The sequence below is a fragment of the Paenibacillus sp. CFBP 13594 genome (assembly GCF_014842675.1).
In the GTDB taxonomy this organism is placed as follows: Bacteria; Bacillota; Bacilli; order Paenibacillales; family Paenibacillaceae; genus Paenibacillus; species Paenibacillus amylolyticus_B.
Window position 1 is genome coordinate 1684082 of sequence record NZ_JACYVQ010000001.1, and the last position, 22630, is coordinate 1706711.

The 22630-nt window shown below is 45.3% G+C and carries 18 protein-coding genes; 2 read left to right on the top strand and 16 right to left on the bottom strand.

Features of this window, described 5'->3' with window-relative positions; translation table 11 throughout:
* Positions 1-149: 149 nt before the first annotated feature.
* From IFU39_RS07340 to IFU39_RS07365, 6 genes are all read right to left on the bottom strand, one after another.
* A complete protein-coding gene (locus tag IFU39_RS07340) occupies positions 150-1133 on the bottom strand; it encodes a sensor histidine kinase (protein WP_192131906.1) in 984 nt (327 codons plus the stop codon).
* A complete protein-coding gene (locus IFU39_RS07345) occupies positions 1130-1834 on the bottom strand; it encodes a response regulator transcription factor (protein ID WP_047842720.1) in 705 nt (234 codons plus the stop codon). Before IFU39_RS07345 ends, IFU39_RS07340 begins: the two co-directional genes overlap by 4 nt.
* Before the next feature lie 41 nt (positions 1835-1875).
* Entirely contained in the window at positions 1876-3216 is a 1341-nt protein-coding gene (gene nagZ / locus IFU39_RS07350; protein WP_244660888.1) for a beta-N-acetylhexosaminidase, read from the bottom strand.
* Between the two features lie 398 nt (positions 3217-3614).
* Positions 3615-4718 carry an NADH:flavin oxidoreductase gene (locus IFU39_RS07355; RefSeq protein WP_091016790.1) on the bottom strand — a complete coding sequence of 368 codons (1104 nt, stop codon included), beginning with the start codon at positions 4716-4718 and terminating at the stop codon, positions 3615-3617.
* A gap of 334 nt (positions 4719-5052) precedes the next feature.
* Entirely contained in the window at positions 5053-6366 is a 1314-nt protein-coding gene (locus tag IFU39_RS07360; protein WP_192131908.1) for a hypothetical protein, read from the bottom strand.
* A gap of 181 nt (positions 6367-6547) precedes the next feature.
* Positions 6548-7597 carry a 2,3-butanediol dehydrogenase gene (locus IFU39_RS07365; protein ID WP_091016793.1) on the bottom strand — a complete coding sequence of 350 codons (1050 nt, stop codon included), beginning with the start codon at positions 7595-7597 and terminating at the stop codon, positions 6548-6550.
* A gap of 387 nt (positions 7598-7984) precedes the next feature.
* Here IFU39_RS07365 and IFU39_RS07370 point away from each other — a divergent pair, with 387 nt between their 5' ends.
* Positions 7985-9022 (top strand): LacI family DNA-binding transcriptional regulator, encoded by a 1038-nt coding sequence (locus tag IFU39_RS07370; protein ID WP_192131910.1) that lies wholly within the window; start codon positions 7985-7987, stop codon positions 9020-9022.
* Positions 9023-9207: 185 nt separating this feature from the next.
* Here the strand turns inward: IFU39_RS07370 and IFU39_RS07375 are convergent, their stop codons facing one another.
* Positions 9208-10176, bottom strand: a complete 969-nt coding sequence (locus IFU39_RS07375; RefSeq protein WP_105598500.1) for a D-2-hydroxyacid dehydrogenase family protein — start codon at positions 10174-10176, stop codon at positions 9208-9210.
* A gap of 159 nt (positions 10177-10335) precedes the next feature.
* Positions 10336-10917 carry a TetR/AcrR family transcriptional regulator gene (locus IFU39_RS07380; protein ID WP_192131912.1) on the bottom strand — a complete coding sequence of 194 codons (582 nt, stop codon included), beginning with the start codon at positions 10915-10917 and terminating at the stop codon, positions 10336-10338.
* Positions 10918-11204: 287 nt separating this feature from the next.
* Here IFU39_RS07380 and IFU39_RS07385 point away from each other — a divergent pair, with 287 nt between their 5' ends.
* Positions 11205-12425 (top strand): MFS transporter, encoded by a 1221-nt coding sequence (locus IFU39_RS07385; protein ID WP_192131914.1) that lies wholly within the window; start codon positions 11205-11207, stop codon positions 12423-12425.
* Between the two features lies 1 nt (position 12426).
* Here IFU39_RS07385 and IFU39_RS07390 read toward each other — a convergent pair whose 3' ends face one another.
* The 8 genes from IFU39_RS07390 to IFU39_RS07425 all read right to left on the bottom strand — a co-directional run bounded on the left by IFU39_RS07390 (position 12427) and on the right by IFU39_RS07425 (position 22577).
* Positions 12427-12588, bottom strand: coding sequence for a hypothetical protein (locus tag IFU39_RS07390; RefSeq protein WP_155985038.1), 162 nt, complete (start codon positions 12586-12588; stop codon positions 12427-12429).
* Between the two features lie 46 nt (positions 12589-12634).
* On the bottom strand, positions 12635-12862 hold the full coding sequence (locus tag IFU39_RS07395; protein ID WP_342345638.1) for a hypothetical protein: 228 nt from the start codon (positions 12860-12862) through the stop codon (positions 12635-12637).
* Positions 12863-13023: 161 nt separating this feature from the next.
* Entirely contained in the window at positions 13024-14109 is a 1086-nt protein-coding gene (locus IFU39_RS07400; protein WP_192131916.1) for an HD-GYP domain-containing protein, read from the bottom strand.
* 283 nt (positions 14110-14392) lie between these two features.
* Positions 14393-16228 carry a UbiD family decarboxylase gene (locus IFU39_RS07405; protein ID WP_192131918.1) on the bottom strand — a complete coding sequence of 612 codons (1836 nt, stop codon included), beginning with the start codon at positions 16226-16228 and terminating at the stop codon, positions 14393-14395.
* 212 nt (positions 16229-16440) lie between these two features.
* Complete coding sequence (locus IFU39_RS07410; RefSeq protein ID WP_091016804.1) at positions 16441-17778, bottom strand: sensor histidine kinase; 1338 nt, start codon at positions 17776-17778, stop codon at positions 16441-16443.
* Positions 17775-18443 carry a response regulator transcription factor gene (locus IFU39_RS07415; protein WP_091016806.1) on the bottom strand — a complete coding sequence of 223 codons (669 nt, stop codon included), beginning with the start codon at positions 18441-18443 and terminating at the stop codon, positions 17775-17777. Before IFU39_RS07415 ends, IFU39_RS07410 begins: the two co-directional genes overlap by 4 nt.
* Positions 18444-18470: 27 nt before the next feature.
* Positions 18471-20435, bottom strand: coding sequence for an ABC transporter ATP-binding protein/permease (locus tag IFU39_RS07420; protein WP_192131920.1), 1965 nt, complete (start codon positions 20433-20435; stop codon positions 18471-18473).
* A gap of 195 nt (positions 20436-20630) precedes the next feature.
* Positions 20631-22577, bottom strand: coding sequence for an S-layer homology domain-containing protein (locus IFU39_RS07425; RefSeq protein ID WP_192131922.1), 1947 nt, complete (start codon positions 22575-22577; stop codon positions 20631-20633).
* Between the last annotated feature and the right edge of the window lie 53 nt (positions 22578-22630).

A 22630-nucleotide genomic window follows, 5' to 3' on the forward strand; every position in this document is an offset into this window, starting at 1 on the left:
AGGTTGCATCATGAACATCAAAAAGACGCCTTCGCCCCGATCAGGCAATAGACGTCTATACATACACTTACACTGTAATTCATACTCACACTCATACTTCTTTAATAAAATAAACACCTCATGTCCCAATCTTACCTCAATCTGTCACTTCAGGAGCTGAATGTGATTCGGACGGTCGTTCCTTCGCCGTACACAGATTCAAGATCAATCCGATGATTCATCCGCGTTAACACTTCTTTGGCAATATACAGCCCCATGCCTGTGGACTCTTTGAAATGCCGCCCGTTCTCCCCGGTGAAGAAAGGTTGGAATACCCGGTTTAGATCAGACTTCGGAATTCCGATGCCCTGATCCTGCACTTCCAGCGTGATAGAGCGTTCCTCTTCATATGCACGCACATAGATCTTTTGCCCGCTGCCTGCGGAGTACTTTATTGCGTTCGACAGTAACTGTACCAAGACAAAACGAAGCCACTTGGCATCGGATTGCACAACCAGCGAAGGTTCTATATGCATCTCTGGATAGACGTGATTGCGAATAAAGAATCGCTTGAGCTCATGGATCGCTTCTTCCCCAGCGGTCTTCAGTATCACAGGTTCCACAATGAAATCCTGTTCGAAGGTATCCAACCGCGCCACATACAGCACAGTCTCCAATCCCCGTCTCATCTGGTCCGCTTCCTCCCGAATGCTTATGAACCGAGGATCATCATCTTCCTGACCTTCCACGGTCAACTCAATGACGGATAACGGTGTCTTCATCTGATGGACCCACTGGTTCATGAATGTCAGATATTCTTGCTGCCGTTGTTCCAGCCGATGGAGATGAGCATGGTACTGTCCGTATTGTGAATCCAGCAGCTTTTCCAGCGCCAGTGATAAAGGACTTGTTTCGTTCAATGGTACAAATTCCTTCAGCGAATCCATCGATCGTGACATCCGGGTATAAAAGGAGCGATGTGAAAAATAACGATACACCAAATATCCGATGTATAAAAATAATCCCAACGTTACGGCATAAGCAGCCGTGATCCAATCGTTGTAACCGTCATACCAGAATACTGCAACAACGGTGAACAAGATGGCAACAACCCAGCACGTTAAAGCGAGATGTTCTCGTATAAACAATCTCATGATGGTGAAGAGGCCTTCCAGGTATTGTTCAATCGGTAACCAGAACCTCTGACCGTTTCCAGTGCGTCCGTAATACCAAGTTCGGCTAAGCGTTTACGCACCCGAGTAACGTTAACGCTGAGTGTATTGTCATCCACAAAAGAGTCATCCCACAGCTTCTCCAGGATTGTCTCTCTGCTCACAAGCTTTGGACTGCGGCGCAGTAACGTTTCCAGCAGGATCGTTTCCTTCTTCGTCAGCTGCACTTTGCGATCACCAAGCTGAATCTCCAGTCTTTCCAAGTACACGACCAAGCCGTCCAGTTCCACCTTGCGTTCTTCATCACGTGCAGCATAGTCCCCATATACCCGGCGCAGCTGACTGCGAATTTTCGCTATAACAATCTCATGCTCAAATGGCTTCGTGATATAATCATCCGCCCCGTTCTCCAGTGCCATGACCTGATCCATCTTCCCACTCCGCGCGGAGATAAACAAAATGGGGCATGTGGACAGCGTACGAATCTGGCGGCACCAATAGAAACCATCGTAACTGGGCAAGTTGATATCCAGAAGTACCACATGTGGCTGTACCTGCTCAAACTGTTGCACAATCATCTCAAAATCCTCGACCAGAACGGCCCGGTCCCCGTAGCGTTCAATATGTGATTTCAATAATCCCGCAATCTTGGGATCGTCCTCTATTATCATAATGGTATACATTATTGGATCTCACCTCTGGCAAAATCATAACACAGGATTTATTATCTAGCATCGATTTGCTTACGCCAATCCACAATATCTGCATTCAATTGCTTCAGGTCTCCAGAAGCTTTCTGATCATCGGATAACTTGTATTGTTGCTTCAGCGCCAGGATACGATATACACTTTCATCAATTCGAGACTCAGAGATCTCACCTGACTTCACCGCACTTATTAGCGTATCAAAAATCGTCTTGGCACTCTCATAACTGTGAGCTACCAACAGAATGTCACTTCCTGCTTTAACCGTTGCCAGGGCTGCCTGGTCCAACTTGAAGTTCTTCGCGATTGCACCCATGCTCAGGTCATCTGTGATGACCACACCATCATACTTGAACTTCCCACGCAAATGTTCACCAATAATGACATCCGATAAGGAGGCTGGATGATCCGGATCCAGTTTCGGGAACAAAATGTGTGCAACCATGACCGCCTCTACCTGCTCCTTCACTGCGGCCTGGAACGGGATCCATTCAAGCTCGGCCAATTGTTTTTCCGTTTTATTCACGACAGGCAGATCGAGATGGGAGTCCACGGACGTATCACCATGACCCGGAAAATGTTTCACTACCGGAATAATGCCTTCTTTACGTAGTCCCTTCATCTCTGCAATCCCCATACGTGACACCAGTTCTGCCGAGCTGCCGAATGAACGATCTCCAATCACCGGGTTCTTCGGGTTACTGTTCACATCCAGCACAGGAGCAAAGTCCACATTAAAACCCGCAAGCTGAACTTGTCTGGCCAGCAATTCGCCCATTTTTTCAGCAAGCGCGCTGTCTTTCGTCTCCCCTACCTTTCTACTGGAAGGAATGGATTCCACCGTCTCCGGCATACGACTCACTTTGCCGCCCTCCTGATCCACACTCATGAAGATTGGTACCGGGTTGGACTGATTCGCTTCCTTGATGGATTGTACAAACTTGGCTGTTCCCTCTAGTGTTGATACATTGTTGGCATAGAAAATAATGCCCCCTACCTTTTGATTCGTAATCATCTGTTTGGCTTGATCATCCAACGTCGTCCCTTGAACACCAGCTAGTATCATCTGTCCAATCTTCTCTTCTAACGTTAATGAACTGAGCTGCTCCTGCACCGGATCGACTTCCTCTTGCGGTTCCTCTTGCACTTCTTCCTGCGGTGGAGCGGTATTCTGCTCCGGCGATGAGGAAGATTGCCCTGAGTTGGAGCCAGCATTGGAGCCGGTATTCGAGTCCGTTGCGGAGGAAGGTTTCTGTGCTTGGCCACATGCCGATAAAAGCAGAATGATCCCCAGCAGAAGACATATCATATGCAGTGGTTTTCTCCATTTTTTGTTCGAGTTGTACCTATAGTTGTGCAAGGATATTCATCCTCCTTATGTAATGTCATCTTGGCAACCCTTAGGTTCAGGCCTAACCTTATCACAAGGTGAATGATTTTCAAAATAAGCGCTTCTGAGGATTGAATCGTTGTGCTGACATATATGCAGCGAAAAAAATGGTTGCTATAGAACCTGAAATATGGAACTAAATGGTGTTGTGACCAAGCGCGTGCGGGACTTGTGGGGATAATCAATAGGAGCAACGGTGCAGGAAATGATTTTCTATTGTGAATTTTTCATATGTTGAAATTATTAGTATAGGAAGCTCAAAAAGCCGCCCAAAGGCGGCCTATTTGTTCGTTTTTGTTTTACTTTTCGTTGTAAATCGTTGCCGTTCAGTGTTAGTTCACCTTTCACCAAACGTTCTTAGGTTTCTATTAATGGAGTGTTTGCAACACTTCCGTTGTAAATGGAATGATTTCGGATATGCGACCTTCACGAACTTTGGCAGGCCATTCGGGATCACTAAGCAGAACACGACCCAAGGCGATCAAGTCAAATTCATTGTTCTCCAATTTCTCATTTAATAGATCCAAATGGGCATCTCCTGTTCCCTGGTTCTCGGTTGCTCTATCTACAAATTCAGCTTCAAGTCCTACCGATCCAACTGAAATAGCTGGTTTGCCAGTGATTTTCTGTGTCCAACCCGCGAGATTCAGCTCAGATCCTTCGAATTCAGGTAACCAGAACCGCCGTGTAGAGCAATGGAATATATCCACGCCAGCAGCACTGAGTGGTGCCAGGAATTGCTCCAATTGTTCTGGCGTTTCCACCAGACGTGCTTCATAATTCCCCATCTTCCATTGGGAGAACCGGAGCACAATTGGGAAGTCAGGGCCAACCGCCGCACGACAAGCTTCTATCACTTCAACCGCAAATTGGGTTCGACGTACCAAATCACCACCATAATTGTCGGTCCGTCGATTCGTCTGCTCCCAGAAGAATTGGTCAATCAGGTATCCATGGGCTCCGTGCAGTTCAATGCCGTCAAACCCGATTCGCTGTGCATCCGCTGCCGCTTGGGCAAATGCCTGTACAAGACCTTGAATCTCCTCTTCCGTTAATGGTTCATGTGATGGTTCACCTGCCATGCTAACCCCTGACGGACTTACTGGCTCAGCTTCTGCGTTAGGCAAGTCACCGGAACGACGTGCTGTACCCACATGCCACAATTGTGGCATGATTTTGCCACCCGCTTCATGTACTGCTTTCACTACATTAACCCATCCTTGCAACGAATCTTCACCATGGAATAATGGAATACTGGCTCCACTAACCGAAGATGGATGATTAATGCCTGTACCTTCCGTTATGATGAGCCCCACTCCACCTGCTGCTCTGCGACGATAGTATTCAGCAACTTCTGGTCCAGGTACACCCTCTGGTGAGAAACCGCGAGTCATGGGTGCCATAACGATTCGATTAGACAATGTTAGCTTGTCCGAGGTGAAAGGTTTGAATAATGCTGAAGGTACGTTCATAGTACATTGCTCCTTTGCAATTGGAAGTGTGGAACTCCGCATCTACATGAAATGCGACATGCTTTTGTATATTGTAACACGTGTAATCCAGTTGACTGATTTAGGATTATTTCTCTATCCATTTTAGAGTTTCTTAATTTTATTTTCAAATTTTTGAAGTGAGTCGTTCGAACTAATCTTTTAGATAAAAAAAGAAAGCTACCTTAACGGCAGCCTCTGTTTGATCACACCATCGAAGCAGTCTGACATTCACTCTACTACATCTTAACGAATTTTCCCGGTCACCAATAATGTGGATGCAGCATAGTATATAATCCATAATCTTCCTTCCAATTTAATTAGCATTCACGGGGATATCACTGCGATTCACTCGAAGCAATTTCCCTGATGAAGTCGATAACACATCCGGATCGGTACCGAGACCAAAGTAGAAGTCACCCTCGTTCTCTTCAAAAGACTTGGCATAGGTGTCCTGGGTAAAACGTAAAATCTCATTCCATGTGGTCAGATCCGTGGATTGGTAGACCCGATTGATATACAGATTGGCACTTTGGCGAGTATACGTAAGCACATACACCTTGCCATCACGCAACAGCACATCGGTTGGGAGCGCCTTGGCATCTGGCAGATTAACTCGTTTGGCCTGGTTAATATCTGTCATAACATTCAAGGATTTGGGCAGCAGTTGTCCATCATTGAACACCCCTCCCGCTATATAGAGCAACTTATTATTAAAGTTAACATTTTTGCCTATTTTATTATAAGGAATCGTGCCCGTTTGATAGGTTAGTCCAGGTAACATTTTGCTACCATAGATGACAACATCCCGTTTCTCAAGCTTTTCGTTAATCTCCAGAATATTAGTTTTGTCATTCCATATTTTATTGGCAGGATACATCATACCAGATGCATATAACTTGCCATTAAGATGGAACATGGTATAAGCCCGGAAACCAAACGTATTAATGGTAGCATATTTCTGCCAAGTTTCACCTTCATTATGAGAGATTAATATCGTTGGTTTGGAGTCTGTCCCCAGAGCGGCAAACATCTTACCCTGATAAGATGCCAAATCGTATACGTGTACACCCAGCGGCAGATTGCGATATTTGGTCCACACCTCTCCATCCAGACGATAGAAGTTACCCAGTTCCCACTGTTCACTATCAGAATCATTGCCAGGAATATACAACATATCGTTTAGTACTCTGTAGATATCAATCTGTTCCTCATCCACATACATCTTCGTTAGTGGCAAGATGCCCGGGTTGCTGTTAGTCACCGACTGGGTCTTAAATTTCGCATTCGCTGTATCATAATAAATGACTGGAATAGGGCCTGAATTTGGAGCTACGCCCAGATTGCTGCTATTTCCGTGGCCCAAATATATTTTGCTGTTGTACAGTTGCATGTCCCAGACGTTATTAGCATATGGTGTTTTGGTAAAAGGTCTGCCTAGCAGTTCGATCTTCGATGTTACATCCGCTGAACTGATCGGTGCATTCGACACCTTGGCAAGCCCACGTTCCGTCGCAGGGGGTTGACTCGTTGACGTGGTATTTTTCGGCTTGGAGTTTCCCATAAGCATCCAGCTCATTCCTGCGACAATGGTCAAAATTACGGCTGTCCATTTTGTATGTCTCTGCATGTCCGCTTCCTCCTTCATTTTTTCATCATCATTACCTTCACACCAAGATGATACAATTTGTATCTTTTTATACTATGTAAAACCACCCGCACATGCAACAAATTTCGCCCTATTTATACAAAAAAAGTAGACAATCACATCTGCTGATGTGCTGTCTACTTGTTCTTACTCTATGTGATTTCTATTCAGCTTTTACCAAAATCTTAACCTGATTTTTCTCTTTCAACAGTGCTTCAAATCCATGCTCTACCACTTCATCCAACGAAATCCGTTTGGTCACCAGCTTGTCAGCCGGGAAGAAACCTTTATCCATCAGACTGATAACCGCCGGGAAAACATCGCGATAACCAATAATGCCGTTGACCGTCCGCTCTTTCATAACAATAGAGTTCGGGTGAATCGGTGCTTCCTGTTCAAAAATGCTGACGATCATCAACTCTCCACCAATACGTGTTGAATCGATGGCTTGTTGCAGAACACGTGGAACACCGGTTACTTCATAGGCTACGTTAACGCCACCTTGTGTACGCTGATGGATCTCTTCCACGACATTAAACTGCATTGGATCAATCACAATGGCACCGAGTTCTTCGGCTTTTGCTTTCCGTTCATCCGATAACTCCACCACATAAATATCCGACGCTCCCGAAGCTTTCAGCGCTTCGATGACCAGTAGTCCGATTGGGCCTGCACCAAACACGGCTGCCGTATCTCCCACTTTTAGCTTGCTTTGGCGCACAGCGTGAAGTGCTACAGCTGAAGGTTCAACCAATGCACCTTGCTCATACGAGATTGAATCCGGAATGGCATGTACCATGTTTTCTGCAGCAGTTACATACTCGGAGAATCCTCCTCCGCCTCCAGCGAGTCCAAGGAAACCCATTTTATCACACAGATTGTATTTGCCTTGTTTACAAGCTTCGCAGTGTCCACATGCATAGATCGGTTCTACAACTACACGATCGCCTGCCTTGAAACGTGTAACGCCTTCGCCTACCTCAACCACCTGTCCTGAGAATTCATGCCCCATGACTACAGGCGCTTGTTCCCCTGTTAGCGGATGTGGTGCTTGAGCCGGAATGAAAATCGGACCCGCTGTGTACTCATGCAAGTCACTGCCGCAGATGCCGCACCATTCCACTTTTATTTTGACCTTCCCTTCTTCAGGGTGAGGTTCATTAATATTCTCCAGACGTAAATCTTTGACTCCATGCCAACGTAATGCTTTCATTCATTTCATCTCCCAGATCATAATATATGATATAATCGGAAACGTTTCCGTAAATTAAATATGTCACATTTTAGATACGCTGTCAAACATATTTCTCCACTAATATGTCTATTTCGTGATCATATCGGGTTTAATTAAGAACGCTTACACTTTTATTAAAGTTAATTTAGCGGTATTGTTTAACCGGTGTAATCCAAGTTATTAAGATATATCCTGACAAATAATATTGCAGACGGAATGAAATATAATCATACTTCGGCATAAATGTGGTCCAATCACGGGATACTTCATGGCTCAAATGTTATAATTAAGTTATATACTTATCGTGAAGTGCATACATATCCCTAAATATTCGGAATCGTTTCCGATAAAGTGAGGTACCGTACATTGAGGAAAGAACAGAAACTGACGATCAAAGATGTGGCTGAGCGTGCCGGCGTGGGCATCGCTACCGTATCCCGGGCCATCAACAATTCAGAAGGCATAAGCATTAAAACACGAGATAAGGTGATGAAGGCCATTGAAGAACTGGGTTTTGTACCCAACACCTCCGCACAGAGTCTGAAAATCCGGCAAACGCACCAGATCGCGCTCGTTGTGCCCGACATACGTAACGCCATTATTCCGGATATTTCCTGGTCTGTTGAGCAAACGGCGAAGCAGCACGGGTACCATGTCGTTCAGATTAACACGGCAGGCAATGCCCGAACCGAGTTGGAAACGATACGTAATGTAAAAAAATTGCATGTAGATGGATTGATCTTCATGCCTCTGGCCTATCCCAAAACGTTACCGGGACTGATTGATAAAGCCCCGCTCCCCATCTCTATGATTAACTACGGCAAGAAACTGGAACCCGGAATGAGGGCAGATATCGTCTCTCTGTCTCAACCTGAAGGCAAACTGGTGATGGAACATCTGTTCAAAATCGGCCGGACTCGAATCGCTTATGCAGGAGCACCGAAGGACATTATTGAAGAGCGCTTCCGTGCTTATGAGCAAGCTGTAGGCCATGTGGACATTTCTCTCGTCTACTTTGGTGAGGACTTTTCATTGAATACTGGTGCCAATGCTGCAGATTATTTCTACGGACTTACGCATATGCCAGATGCAGTCTATGCCATTAATGATATGGTTGCCATCGGATTGGTTAATCGGTTCAAGGAGTTAGGGGTTCGTGTACCTGAAGATGTGGCTGTTGTGGGTGTGGATAATAATCAATGGACGACCATCACGTCTCCTCAGATTAGTTCCGTGTCCATTATGGGCGAAGAAGTCGCCAGACTTGCTACCGAGCTGTTGTTAAAACGAATTCGGGAGATGAATACGACCGATTACGAACACATCCAATTTGAACCACGCTTAATCGTTCGTGAATCAAGCGTTGCCATGATTCATTCCTCCCAGCGAGGACAACACAATTAAATTTGTTTTGGTGAGGGGATGGGTCGGTAGGAAAGAATATATTTTACGAATATCCCTTTATGCGGTGTCCTGCTACATAGATATACTAAAAAGGTGTTGCTCAGGTCTAACTCTCTCCTGGCAGCACCTTATTTGTCGTTGATTCTATATAACTGTAGCAGAGTCATACTCCGCATACGTTTATTCTAAGAAAGCAGTTGCCTGATCGGTGTTCCCTTCAGGAACATCTCTATATTTCCCACGACATGATTATAATAGATCTCATAATTGCCGCGAGTCACATAACCCAGATGCGGTGTGGCCAGAACGTTGGGCAATGTGCGCATCACATGGTTAACCGGCAGCGGTTCCTGCTCATATACATCCAGACCTGCACCAGCAATCACACCACTCTGCAATGCCTCTACCATAGCTTCCTGATCGACAATGCCCGCTCGCGACGTATTGATGAGTAGCGCACTCGATTTCATTTGTTGAAATTCGGCTTGTCCGATCAGATTCCGCGTACGATCACTTAATACCAGATGAATGGATACGATGTCACTCTGTGCAAGCAATTGCTCCTTGGTCTCGGACCAGATGACACCATGTTTTTCGGCTTTCTCTTGTGTTAGATTCTCACTCCAGGCCATCACATTCATGCCAAATGCTTGTGCAATCTCAGCCATGCGAGTGCCTATCTTGCCCAAACCCAGCAATCCAAGTGTTCTCCCATACAAATCCAACCCTACAGTGCTCTGCCAGTTTCGGTTAGAGCGAAGTGCATTATTTTCCGTAACCAGTTGTCTGGACAGCCCCAGAATTAGTGCCCATGTAAGCTCCGTCGGCGGATTAGAGCTTCCCTCGGTTCCACACACTATGATCCCTTTTTGCTCCGCAGCCTTAAGGTCTATGGATGCATTGCGCATACCACTTGTAATCAGAAGTTTTAGCTTAGGGAGCTGCGAAATAACCCTCTCCGGAAATGGTGTACGTTCCCGCATCAGGACCACAATATCGAAATCTTGCAATTCCTGAATGACTTTTTCTTCCGAGCCCATATAGTTGTTGAATGTCTGAATCTCCACCCGATCCATCAACGAACTCCAGTCTGCCGACGTCAACGCAACGTTCTGATAGTCATCCAAAACGGCACAGCGCAACTTCGTATTCATTCCTGATCTCCTCCTATACCTGCTCAAGTCTTAACTGTATTGTAGCAACTTCGGCCTGATCTGCCCAATGCCCTCAGACACAGATAAGAGAAGGGAAACAACTTCCATCATCCTTGTAAAATGAGGTACTTCGCATCACTTTCATAAATATCATTCCGATTATTGTAACAAAGACAGCGTAACCTGGATACTCTGCTCTACAAACAAGCGGTCCGGTCCTGATTTCATCAGTACAGTCAGTCCAATCATGGATACTACCAGAGACTGTGCGACCGCATTTGTGTTCATGTCAGTAGACAACTCCCCGCTCTGTTGCCCTCGTTCTATCGTTTCTTTGAAAAGAACACCCAGGTACATCTGATGCTCCCGTGTAAGGACAGCGAATTTGGGATCATGTGGAGCCAGCTCAACCATCGTATTAATGCAAAAACAGCCGTGACTAGGCTCGGTTACACTCCCCTCGGCTCCAATATGTTCAAACAGCCCTCGAAAGGCCTCTCGCACCGTGGAGCCCTGTTGAAGTCTGGCTCTGACTTGAGCCGCATGCTGAGTGGTATACCTGCGAAGTGCTGTTTCAAATAATTCCTTTTTATCGCCAAAAGCCGCGTAAAGACTGGGACGTTGTATGCCCATTGCGGTCGTCAAGTCATTTAAAGATGCCGCTTCGAACCCTTTGTCCCAAAACGTATGCATCGCTGCATCAAGTGCTTTATCCGTATCAAATTCCCGTTGTCTAACCATACAATTCACCTCTTTATGTATCGATCAGTATGTTTATATTGTAATCTCACTCTTATTACAAAGTCAAAACCTAATAACAGAAAAGGAGTTTTCAGCTCTAAATTAAATCGAAAAAAATCAGTAATACAAGCGATCTCATGGTTATTTTATCGTCGTATTCTATGGGTAAATAATCTTCAGTTTAACCCTCACCCAATTCTCTGTTGACAGAATTCACGCAAATAAAGTATGGTTATCCCGAAACATAACATACCGATCAGTACATAACAGAAAGGTGACAACTACTCATGCAAACTTCTTCTCCAGATGCACAATTATCCAATAAGGATCGTCCTGCCATGTCACGGTTAGTTGCTCTTCTTTTTGCCTTGTGCAGCGGACTTGCGGTCGCCAATATTTATTACGCTCAGCCTCTGCTGGACTCCATCGCTCAAGAATTCAGCCTCTCTCCATCATCCATAGGGATTGTCATCACAGTGACTCAAATATGTTATGCCTTGGGGCTGTTCCTTCTTGTTCCGCTTGGTGACCTCTTAAATCGCCGCAAGCTGATCATCATTCAAATGCTCTTATCCGTGCTTGCACTGGTTCTCGTAGGAACCGCACAATCCAGCTCACTTTTATTCACGGGCATGGCTGTCGTTGGTTTATTAGCCGTCATTACGCAAACGCTCGTTGCCTTTGCTGCACACTTGGCAGCCCCTTCCGAACGTGGTCGCATTGTCGGGTTGGTAACCAGCGGAATCGTCATTGGCATTTTACTTGCACGAACGGTTGCAGGTACGCTGAACGATTGGCTCGGGTGGAGATCGGTGTATCTCTTCTCCGCCAGCCTTACATTACTCGGAATTGTCGCCTTATTTTTTGTTCTCCCAAGGCAGCAATCCCCGCAAGTGAAACAAAGCTATATCCAATTACTCGGTTCCGTCTTGCAACTGTACCGTGAGTTGCGTGTGTTACGAGTACGAGGTGTGCTGGCCATGCTGATTTTTACAGCCTTCAGCATCTTGTGGACTTCCATGGTTCTGCCACTAAGTAGCCCTCCACTGTCCCTGTCTCATACGGTCATAGGTGTATTCGGTCTGGCTGGAGCGGCTGGAGCACTGGCTGCCGCCCGTGCAGGTAAACTCGCCGATCGGGGCCTTGGGCAGAAAACAACCGGTGTTGCGCTTGTCATTCTACTCTTGTCCTGGCTGCCCATCGGTTATGTCCATCATTCCCTCTGGTTTCTGATCCTGGGTGTTATCCTGCTTGATCTCGCCGTACAGGCCGTACATGTTACCAACCAGAGTCTGATCTACGAAGTTCGTCCCGAAGCGCAGAGCCGCCTGACGGCAGCCTATATGATCTTTTATTCCATCGGCAGTGCAACCGGCTCCATCGTTTCTACCCAAGTGTATGCATGGGCGGGCTGGACAGCCGTATGCTGGTTAGGTGCTGGCGTTAGTGCAGCAGCCCTTGTATTCTGGATGATCGATCGTTATATGCATCGGAATCTCGATCATTGAATTAGTCCAGTTTGTTCCACACCACAATAAAAAGAGTTGCCAACGGACCAAATAACAGGGAAATCAGAAACCAGTTCCGACCACTTCTGTTTTTTCCCTGAGCCAGTCCGGCATTAATCAAGGCAAGTGTGCCCCAACCTACAAAATATTCATTATCCATCAAATGTCTTCTCTCCTTTATCCCTTCAATTCTGGCTACTGCTCAAGTATCACTTTGAGTTTACGATTGCGACTCTCCAGGAATGCCAGCATACAAAATGAGTAGCCTGAAATGTAACTGTATCCCCTGCTCCAATTCTTCCTGTGGTTACTCCTGCGACTGCTCGCTCTCGCGTATGTTGCCAGACGGTCTGAGTATGTATATTAATATCCCGGGCATAGTCAAAGCACCGTTCAATCGAGGCATGTATCGTAATCTCGGTAGTCACTTCAATCATGGCGATCGCTCCTTGGCAGGAAAAATAAGGTCTTTGCAAAGTATACGCTTGCTTTCTTGGTCGAACAACACATTTAGGATGATATAACAAAAAACGGGTCCCCTGTCTTCGTACAGGAGGCCCGTTCTCAATATAAGTAAGGAATACAGATCATATTTAGATTAAATAAGCAATTCATCAATGGCAAGCGTACGCTCTTTGGAGAGATCGCGATATTCTTCAGACTCCACTTTGATGAGTGGTTTGAAAATATCAGATGTATTGTTCATGACAATAACTCCTTTTTCTCCATTGCTGAGCAATACCTGTTTCCCGATGAAATTAGGAAGCAAATGTTGCATCAATGCCTGAACCGGTTTTTCATTCAATTTACCAAATCCCATTCCATAGATATCTCTAAGGTTGTTGATCAGATTTGGATTGCTGCCTCCGTGGTTCCCGGATCTCATGCCTATATAGATATCCGCTACAGATACAATCTGGGTATATGGATGAATTTCACTTTTCTCAAGTTGCATCGGATAACCCGACCCATCTTCCCGTTCGTGATGCTGCAGAGCAACCAGTGCTGTCGCTTCATCCGTCATCGAATTTTTAATAATTTCATGGCCATATATCGTGTGACGCCGCATTTCAAGCTGCTCATCATTCGTCAACGGTTCTGTTTTGTTCCGAATCCGGTGGGAAACTTTGCACTTTCCAATGTCATGCAGATAACCACCGCGACTAATCTGATAACTCTCCTTCTGAGAATATCCAAGCCAATTCGCAAGGTAGAAGGACAACAATCCTACCTGGATTGAATGTGTATAGTTATTGACGTCATCCCGCTCCAGCATCATCAGGAGATGAACGACATCTTTCTGCTCATCCAGTCCTTCAACCATCGGTTGCAGTGCATCATCCACCATGGTGGCGTTGAACTTGCCAACGGTCAGAGCTTCGAGAAAAGCATTTTGATAATTATGTACAGTCTGAATAAATTGGGACTTCAGCTCTTCTTCAGGCGGTTCTTCCTTCGTAGTTATCCCGGAAGCGTGCTTGGCGGCTGCAGCAAAAAATTCTGCTTCAGTGATTTCCTCTTCGCGTGATTCAATATCTACATAATCTACACGGTGCTGCATAAGCAAGGTGATATCCTCACCTTTGATCACAGTTCCCTTCCCGAGAACGTGTAATCCTGCATCGCTGAATGTATCCGCAGTTAGACGGTCTCCGTCTTGCAGGTTCATAATATGGATTCTCAAATCGGTATTCCCCCTGAACAATTCATTATAGTAACAGCACCCAACGGAACGGGGCCACAAAAATACCTATACTTCTTTATATCGTTATAATTCTTCATTTCATACATAGTTCAAACGACCTTAATCACAATGGTAAATACGAACGTCTAAGACTTTATCCTCACTCCAATATCCATATTAGTCCCGGTTTTAAACTTTCACACACTTTTATGCCTCATTGCCGTATCAGAGTAAGCCAAAGAAGTTCAAACGCTCCGTTTGAACTTCTTCAAATCATCTCAAATTAGATTTTGATCGAACCCAGACTAGCACCTTTAACAAAAAATCGTTCAATGCTCTTCTCGACCGAAGCATCGGGAATCAGCGGCGGTGCCTGATGGGGTTTGGTACGTGCATCAATAATCACCTGATCACAACCCCAATGCTTGTGGTCATACCCGCTGTTAACCCCATACATATCATGTGAAGGGTTGCTGCGAGTAAAGGTTGCCCATAAGAAGTTGCTGAGGTTAGCACTCAGGAACGAACTGTCGTCACATAGAATGATCATCGGACACGAGTCCAGGCCTCCCTGTTCTTTCAATAGAGATGTGAATGCTTGCATCTCCTGTGCTGTATTCGCATAACTCGTAAAGGCCGATGTCTGGATCGAAACAATACCCGGCATGATGAGCTGTGGATTCTCATAACCACGAATGTTTTTCAAAGATCCCGGCACTTCCGTGCACAACTCTCGAACCTTGTCGCCATATGCTGCAAAAACAACTTTGCTGCCGCTGTTCAGTCCTGTACCCGAGTAATCCAAAGTATCAATCGTCGTATGGGTATGGAAATGAATATCCCGCTGCATATCCATACGCTCCAAGATATAGGTTAGGAATTCAACTTCCTTGTGGGTATCCAGAGGTTGCTGATCCTCAGCAGTAATAAACAGGTACTTCGCCAGACTGAGCTGACCCGTACCCAAAATGCGATTAGCAATCGTGAGCAACTCTGTCGGCTGCTTCACCGCCTGATACGGCGTGTAACGTTCACTGCCGATTGCAAACAGCAATGGATGGACCCCTGCCGCATCGACCGCATGCACTTCTTTGACACCAGGAATCTCCTGTTTAATCGCGTCTCCAGTAATCTCATGAATCAAATCACCAAAAGCCGTATCCTCTTGCGGTGGTCGACCAACAACCGTAAACGGCCAGATAGCATTAGGTTTGGCATAGACTTTATGCACACGCATTAGCGGGAATTCATGTGTCAGACTGTAATAACCCAGATGATCCCCGAACGGACCTTCGGGTTTTGTCTCTCCTGGATAGATATCACCCGTGATGACAAAATCAGCATCGTTACTGATGCAATACCCGTCCTTGTAACTGTACCGGAAGCGACGTCCGGCGAGCAAACCGGCAAATGTCATCTCACTGAGTCCTTCAGGCAGAGGCATAACCGCTGAGAGTGTATGTGCTGGTGGACCCCCAATGAAAATGCTGACTTTCAGTGGTTCTCCTTTTTTGACCGCTTTGGCTTGATGTATACCAATTCCGCGATGAATCTGATAGTGTAATCCAATTTCTTTGTTCATTTCAAAATCATTGCCATTCAGTTGAACCCGGTACATCCCCAAGTTTGAATTCATGATGCCTGGTTTGTCCGGATCTTCCGAATAAACCTGTGGTAACGTCACAAATGCCCCACCGTCCATAGGCCAGTGTTTGATGAGCGGCAGATCCGAGATTTGAATCTCTTGCGCGGACACCGGCAGGCTAATAGATTTCTGTTTTGGCAGCGCCTGCCACGCAGCAAGACCTGTTTGGACATGCTGAAATGGCGTCTTAAGCGCCTTCATGGGATCGTCACGAACTGCCATGACCCGTTGTACGCCTTCCAGCGTACCGCGGAACATGAACTTGCTTCGTTCCACCGTGCCGAACAGATTGGATACGGCCTGGAACTTTGAGCCTTTTACATTTTCGAATAACAACGCCGGGCCTTTAGCCTCGTGCACTTTCATGTGGATCGCTGCCATCTCCAGATGAGGATCAACCTCTTCTTTGACCCGAATCAAATGACCGTGCTGCTCCAGATCGTTAATACAATCTTCCATATTGCGATATTTCATTGGATGGCTCCATTCTGTGTATGATAAATTGATTAAGTTCATAGATTCACATAACGTCTCTTCTATTTTATCAAATGATTCCCTGCTAAACAAAACTATATATGAAATTTTGTCGAGTATCCTAATATCAAAAAAGCAATATGAAGCAATCTGAATCCTGAACGCACAGGAACCGATTGTTTTCATATTGCTGCTTTCTATTCTGGCTTGCCTTAAGTTGTAATGCTCGATCTTGGGATCGTGACCATAAACTGGGTGCCTTTACCTATTTCACTCTCTACATCAATTGTACATTGATGCAATTTCAAAATTTTAATTACAATGGACAACCCTAATCCATTGCCTCGAAGCGAGCTGCTTCGCGCTTTGTCCACCATGTAGAATCGATCAAAGATATACGGAAGTGCTTCCTCAGGTATACCTTGTCCAGAATCTCTAATCACTACCTTCACGAATGAAGATGTCGTCTCAATCTCGACATGAATGGTACCCTTAGGGCCGGTGTATTTGATCGCATTGTTTATTAAATTCTGCCAGACCTGATCGAACAAATCTTTGTCCACCGTGATCTCACAGGGCAACAAGTCCAGTTCGATCTCGATGTCCTTCTGCGCCCACTGCGGCTCTGCCAGTAAAATCGCCCTTCTTAATTGTTCATCTACCTGGAATGTGGTGAAATGAACCGGATGATGCTCTGAATCCAGCGAGGCTAGCCGAAGCAGATTATCGCTGAGCCTCGATAAGCGCAGCGTTTCCTCATATATAATATCCAAATGCTCTTTCTGCTCATCTAATGGAATAACACCATCTTGTAAGGCTCTGGTGAATCCTCTAATTGATGTGAGCGGAGACTGCATTTCATGAGAGACGTTGCTGACAAAGTCATCACGAACCGAATCGATTTTTTGCAACTCACTGGCCATATGATTAAAGCTCTCCATCAGTTCCCCGAACTCATCCTGATTATTATGTTTCAAGCGAACCGACAGGTCACCTGACGACATCTCCTTCGCTGCAACCGTTAATCTCTTAATTGGTTTCACAATGTACCCGGACATGAACAGGATCAGTAGGCTACCAATGACCAGTACTGTTAATAGTGAAGTTAAGAGCGTGTTTCGCAGTGTATGAAAAAGAGAGGAGAAATCACTTTGAATCAGAAATGTGCCGATCCCCTCGTTTGTTCCGGGAACACCTATGGTCGCAATTCCATCTTTACTGGACATGAACATTGCATCGGTTGTCCCCGCCTCAAATAACGAATGAACTTTATCCTCTGGCAAGGAAGACAACACTTCACTTTGTTGATTCACGGGAGTAATATTCAAGCCGTAGCGGGCAAAAATACCCAAGCTAGATTTCACTTTTTCCGGATCATCAATCAGGTTAATCATTGTAGCGATGTCTTCAGCAAAGGTAACCATAAAACGATTCGGCGCCTTTTCGCGGGACCCGTTATTGATCATAAAGGAGAGAATTAAACTCACCAGAACAATCCCGATAAACGTAGCTACAATTCGAAGTCGCAGGCTCTTCCTCAACATGTTCATGTCCGCTCCAGACGATATCCAAGTCCTCTTATCGTTGAGATCACTAGCTCAGGTACAGGTTCAAGCCGTTCCCTTAACCGTTTGATATGCACGTCGACCGTACGCTCATCGCCTTCATAATCGATGCCCCATAGATCATCTATAAGCTGTGTACGTGTGAATATTTTCCCTGGCGAACTCGCCAGAGAAAATAACAATTCACATTCCTTCTTTTTCAATTCGATGGTTTGTCCGTCCGCAACGACCATCAGATTGCCCAAATCAATCGTTACACCGCTGATCTGAATGATATTTGATGAACTTTTGTTATATCGTTTCAATAACGATTTCACACGCAGGATTAACTCCACAGGATCAAAAGGTTTAACCAGGTAATCGTCTGACCCGGCATTAAATCCTCTGACTTTGTCCTTGGATTCTCCCTTGGCTGTCACCATCAGGATCGGAATATCCAGATAAGACCGGATATCTTCCGTCAGTTCAATGCCGTCGATTCTCGGCATCATTACATCCACAATTGCCAGGTCAACTTTCGTATGAGAGAGAAGATCTAACGCCTCTTGACCGTCTGCTGCTTCCAGCACGGAAAATTGATTCTTTTCAAGATAGATTCGGATTAATTTGCGGATATGGGAATCATCGTCAACCACCAGAATCGTGTTCATGTAACCCTATCCTTTCCGCCATTGGTTTTATTCGTATCGCAAGGATTCCATCGGGTCCAGCTTCGCCGCTTTTGATGATGGCATCAAACCGGCCACGATACTAATCGCCGTACTTACCACGAGACCAAACAAGATGTAATATCCAGAGAGATTAATCAGTTTTGCTCCAAACGCATTGTCCAGAAGTATATTTAACACATAACTTATGATCACTGCAAAGATTACCGCAATAATACCACTAAATATGCCTAATAAGGCAGATTCGGAGAAGAATATTCGTTTGATATCCTTCTTTCTTGCTCCAATCGCCCGCAGTATCCCGATCTCTTTCGTCCGTTCCACGACACTAATATAGAGTACAACCAGTATCATAATACCGGATACGATCAACGAAATGCCTGCAATACCCGCGAGTACAATGGAAGCCATACTTACATATGTGGTGATATTCTCCATGACCTTGGCCATTTGAGAGCCTGCGAAACCAGCATCCACAGCAGCTTCATTGATATCATTTACATATTTCATATCGGTTGCATAGGCGTTAACTTGAATTGGCCCGATTGTTATTCCTTTGTCCGCATACATTTGCTCCAACGTCTCTGATGAAATGTATCCCGGGGATTGTTGCATTGGAGATCGTTGATCTGCCGCTTCATAGATCCCTGAGATCGTTACTTCTTTCTCCAAGGTCACTGGTTTATTATTACTATCCATCTCATTGATATATAGAAACACAGACTTGCCGATCATGGTTTCAGCTTGATCATTTCCGCTTAATTGTTTCGCTGTATCGAGAGGTAACAACATCTGATTTTCTACCGGCAGAACACCAGTTGTCATCAGTGCTGGATCAAAAGCATCCGTTAACGTCGTTAACTGTGTGAGTCCTACACTTTGTTTTTCATTCACCATAGTGGATTTGCCTGTAATAGTTGTAATTGTCTCTACATGATCCACATTAGGAAAATTGCGAATCGTCTCAACATCAGCTTCGGTAAAAGGTTCACCTGGTGCCATCAAGGCCTCAGGACCTTGCATGTCTTTGGCTTCTTCACTCGGCTTGGTTATATCCACAAGCAAAGGGTCCATACTTGAATTGATTTCGTCATTCATATATGTCGTTATTCCATTCCCCAAGGAGAGCATCAGGAGTACACTTAATATACCTATAGATCCACCCAATGCTACCAGTACATTACGCTTGCCGTTGAGTTTCATATTTTTAAGTGCCATCTTGAATGAAGCAAGCAAGCTCAGGCTCCGGGAAGAATCCTGACCACTCTCGTAAACAGCCGTAGAAGGATCTTTCAGGTGAATATCGTCACTAATGCGCCCCTCTTCAACCTTCACAATCCGTGTACCGGAGTCAGCGACCTTCTGCGAGTGAGTTACGGCAATCACCAGCATTCCTTTTTTGGCTATACTGTCGAGCAGAGCGAGGATTTGATCTCCGTTTTCCCTATCCAGAGCACCCGTTGGTTCATCTGCAAGAATAATATCCGGATTGTTGGATAACGCCCGTGCGATGGAAACCCGTTGCTTCTGACCGCCAGATAACTGGTTGGGACGTTTGTTCAGATGATCCTTCAGCCCGACCTCTGTCAAAATATCAACAGCACGTTGGTTGCGATCCTTCTCATTGGTATCCGTCATTTGCATCGCAATCGTCACATTTTCGAGGACAGACAGATGCGGGATCAGATTGAAATTTTGAAAGACAAAGCCGATGTTATTCTTCCGATAATCATCCATTTCTTTCTCGGTCATGGAACTTAAGTTCTTGCCACGAACAACAACGTCCCCTTCATAATCGGAGTCCATGCCACCAATGATATTCATCAGCGTTGACTTACCGCAGCCAGATTCGCCAAGGATGGAGACAAATTCCCCTGTCTCAAAACTTAAGTTCAAACCGTGGAGTACCGGAACTCTTTCTTTTCCATATAAGGTGTAGGATTTCTTCACATTTTTAACTTCTAGTATTTTCATATGGATCTCTTCCTCTCCTGATCAAGCACAATATCTATCTATTTGATGTTCATATCGTAACAAATCAGTATGAACTGATAATGAACTGGACCATTGCACCTATAAGAGGTTGTTCAAAAGAACTATATACAAAAAAACACCTACAACTTCCTTGAAATAAATCATTTCAAGGAAGTGTAGGTGTCCAAAATTTGATTAGATTAGTCCAGCTTTTGCAAGTAACCTTTTCACAATCGCGGCTGACTGTGCACGACTAATGTCTGCATCTGACATCAGTTTGCCATCAGCACCTTGTACCAGCTCTTGTTTAATCGCCGATGCAACCGGCTCTGCTGCCCATGCTTGTACTTTAGCGCTATCGCTGTATGTGCTCAGCAGACTTGTTGTCTCTGAAGCATCGGCCTGTGCCAGACCGACCAGTTTCATCGCACGTGACACAATGGTCAGCGCTTCAGCACGAGAAATTTCGCTGTTCGGACGGAAGCTGTCATCAGCATAACCTGAGATCAGGCCGTAGGACACTGCCGTCTGAACCTCACCCTCATACCAGCTGCCAGTCTTCACATCTGTGAACGATGCCGCTTCTGTGCTAATCGGGGAGTGCAGACCCAAACCTCTTAACAGAACAGCCGTGAACTCCGCTCGCGTAATACTCCGGTCTGGCGCAAACACGTTCTCACCAGTACCTTGTACGATCAGACGGGATGCCAGATCCTGTACGTCATCCCGACTCCAGTGACTTGATACATCGCTGAATGTTGCCGGATGATAGATCAGCGCATAGGTACTGTTCGTCAAGCTGTTAATAATAGCAGAATCTTGTTTATTGCCTTTGATAACCTTAGTCGGCACATGCAGAAGGCTGCCATCGGGCTGAAGCACAACGCCTGTCGTGATCTTTGAACCATCCACTCCCTCTGGCAATGTAATGGAGCGCTCTACATAAGAGTTGAAACGATCCACATTAACTTGTTGTCCATTCCAGATGGCTTTTACTTCAAAATCAACTGGAGCTGCAACGACCGAAGTGTTCTGCATCTTATCCACTGCGGCCTGAATGGCTGATTGCTTGGATGTGGCACTAGGTGTAATAGCGATTTGAATGGTGATATCTTCCATTGGAACAGTGCTTCCAAATTGGTTCAGAACCTGATCAATCTGAATCTGATTTGCCGGGAGAGTGTACGTACCACTGTCTGTCTGAATGACAACTTCGGCATTACTTCCTTCCATCGTTTTAACCAATTTTCCGTTCAGTTCACCAACGACCGCACCCTTGCCAGTACCTGTAATCGGCAGTAGAAGCGTTTTTAGTCCACTTCCAATCTGATTAATGACTTTGTCATTATCCACGTGAACAGTGGTGGTAACCAGATTGTTTACCGTTGATGTGGTAGCCGATGCAGATTGTTCCTGTTTCTGTCCGTTGACATAGATGTCTACACCTTTGTTTACCGCCGGAGTCGATGGAACAGGGGTAATGACAGGGGAGGTTGGCGATACACTTCCTCCTCCACCCGAAGAGTTACCAGGATTCGGTGTGGGTGTCGAACCAGAATTGTCACCACCTGAGTTTGCTGTAATTGTGATGGTTCCACCGGACAATTCAGTGTAGCTCTGATGTTCCACATTCGTAAAATGCCAATGTTCTGAATCCGTTTGATCTACGGATAGCTGTTTCGTTCCAGGCGTCGCGTTGCTTTTGGCTTTGATCTCCATATCAAATAATTGGGTTTCATCTACAATTGAATGGTCACCCCCGGTAAAATCGACCCATATGATTCGAACCCAGCCTTCCGCACTGTTAATTTCGTACTGAAAATCTGCTACACCATCTTCATTTGGGGATGTGGTGATGGCGTTGATCGATTTAGGAGTGATCCGAACAATTTCCAGTGCAGACGTATCATAATCAATCTGCATATTATAAGCTTTCACCCCGAAATATGACTTCTTCAATGCAACGGGTACATGAACGGTCTGCCCTGCCTGTACGCTTACATTTGCAAATTGTACTTGTGCTGGTTCTACCGGTTCTGCTCCAGCTGCATTTGGCAATATGAGCGAAGAGAGTAATGTCAGTGCGATCAGACCTGACATTGTTTTTCTGATTCTAGGACGTTTCTTTTTCGGTTGAAACATGTGATAGCCTCCATGTCTGTATCAATTGATAGATCGTATGGTAAAGATAGAAA

What these genes read in the sequence shown, in the direction of transcription:
- IFU39_RS07380 (WP_192131912.1), bottom strand. Translation starts at nt 10,917, where the DNA reads ATGGTTAGACAACGGGAATTTGATACGGATAAAGCACTTGATGCAGCG.
- IFU39_RS07385 (WP_192131914.1), top strand. Translation starts at nt 11,205, where the DNA reads ATGCAAACTTCTTCTCCAGATGCACAATTATCCAATAAGGATCGTCCT.
- IFU39_RS07415 (WP_091016806.1), bottom strand. Translation starts at nt 18,443, where the DNA reads ATGAACACGATTCTGGTGGTTGACGATGATTCCCATATCCGCAAATTA.
- IFU39_RS07420 (WP_192131920.1), bottom strand. Translation starts at nt 20,435, where the DNA reads ATGAAAATACTAGAAGTTAAAAATGTGAAGAAATCCTACACCTTATAT.
- IFU39_RS07360 (WP_192131908.1), bottom strand. Translation starts at nt 6,366, where the DNA reads ATGCAGAGACATACAAAATGGACAGCCGTAATTTTGACCATTGTCGCA.
- IFU39_RS07345 (WP_047842720.1), bottom strand. Translation starts at nt 1,834, where the DNA reads ATGTATACCATTATGATAATAGAGGACGATCCCAAGATTGCGGGATTA.
- IFU39_RS07375 (WP_105598500.1), bottom strand. Translation starts at nt 10,176, where the DNA reads ATGAATACGAAGTTGCGCTGTGCCGTTTTGGATGACTATCAGAACGTT.
- IFU39_RS07340 (WP_192131906.1), bottom strand. Translation starts at nt 1,133, where the DNA reads ATGAGATTGTTTATACGAGAACATCTCGCTTTAACGTGCTGGGTTGTT.
- IFU39_RS07365 (WP_091016793.1), bottom strand. Translation starts at nt 7,597, where the DNA reads ATGAAAGCATTACGTTGGCATGGAGTCAAAGATTTACGTCTGGAGAAT.
- IFU39_RS07395 (WP_342345638.1), bottom strand. Translation starts at nt 12,862, where the DNA reads ATGATTGAAGTGACTACCGAGATTACGATACATGCCTCGATTGAACGG.
- IFU39_RS07425 (WP_192131922.1), bottom strand. Translation starts at nt 22,577, where the DNA reads ATGTTTCAACCGAAAAAGAAACGTCCTAGAATCAGAAAAACAATGTCA.
- IFU39_RS07405 (WP_192131918.1), bottom strand. Translation starts at nt 16,228, where the DNA reads ATGAAATATCGCAATATGGAAGATTGTATTAACGATCTGGAGCAGCAC.
- IFU39_RS07410 (WP_091016804.1), bottom strand. Translation starts at nt 17,778, where the DNA reads ATGAACATGTTGAGGAAGAGCCTGCGACTTCGAATTGTAGCTACGTTT.
- IFU39_RS07355 (WP_091016790.1), bottom strand. Translation starts at nt 4,718, where the DNA reads ATGAACGTACCTTCAGCATTATTCAAACCTTTCACCTCGGACAAGCTA.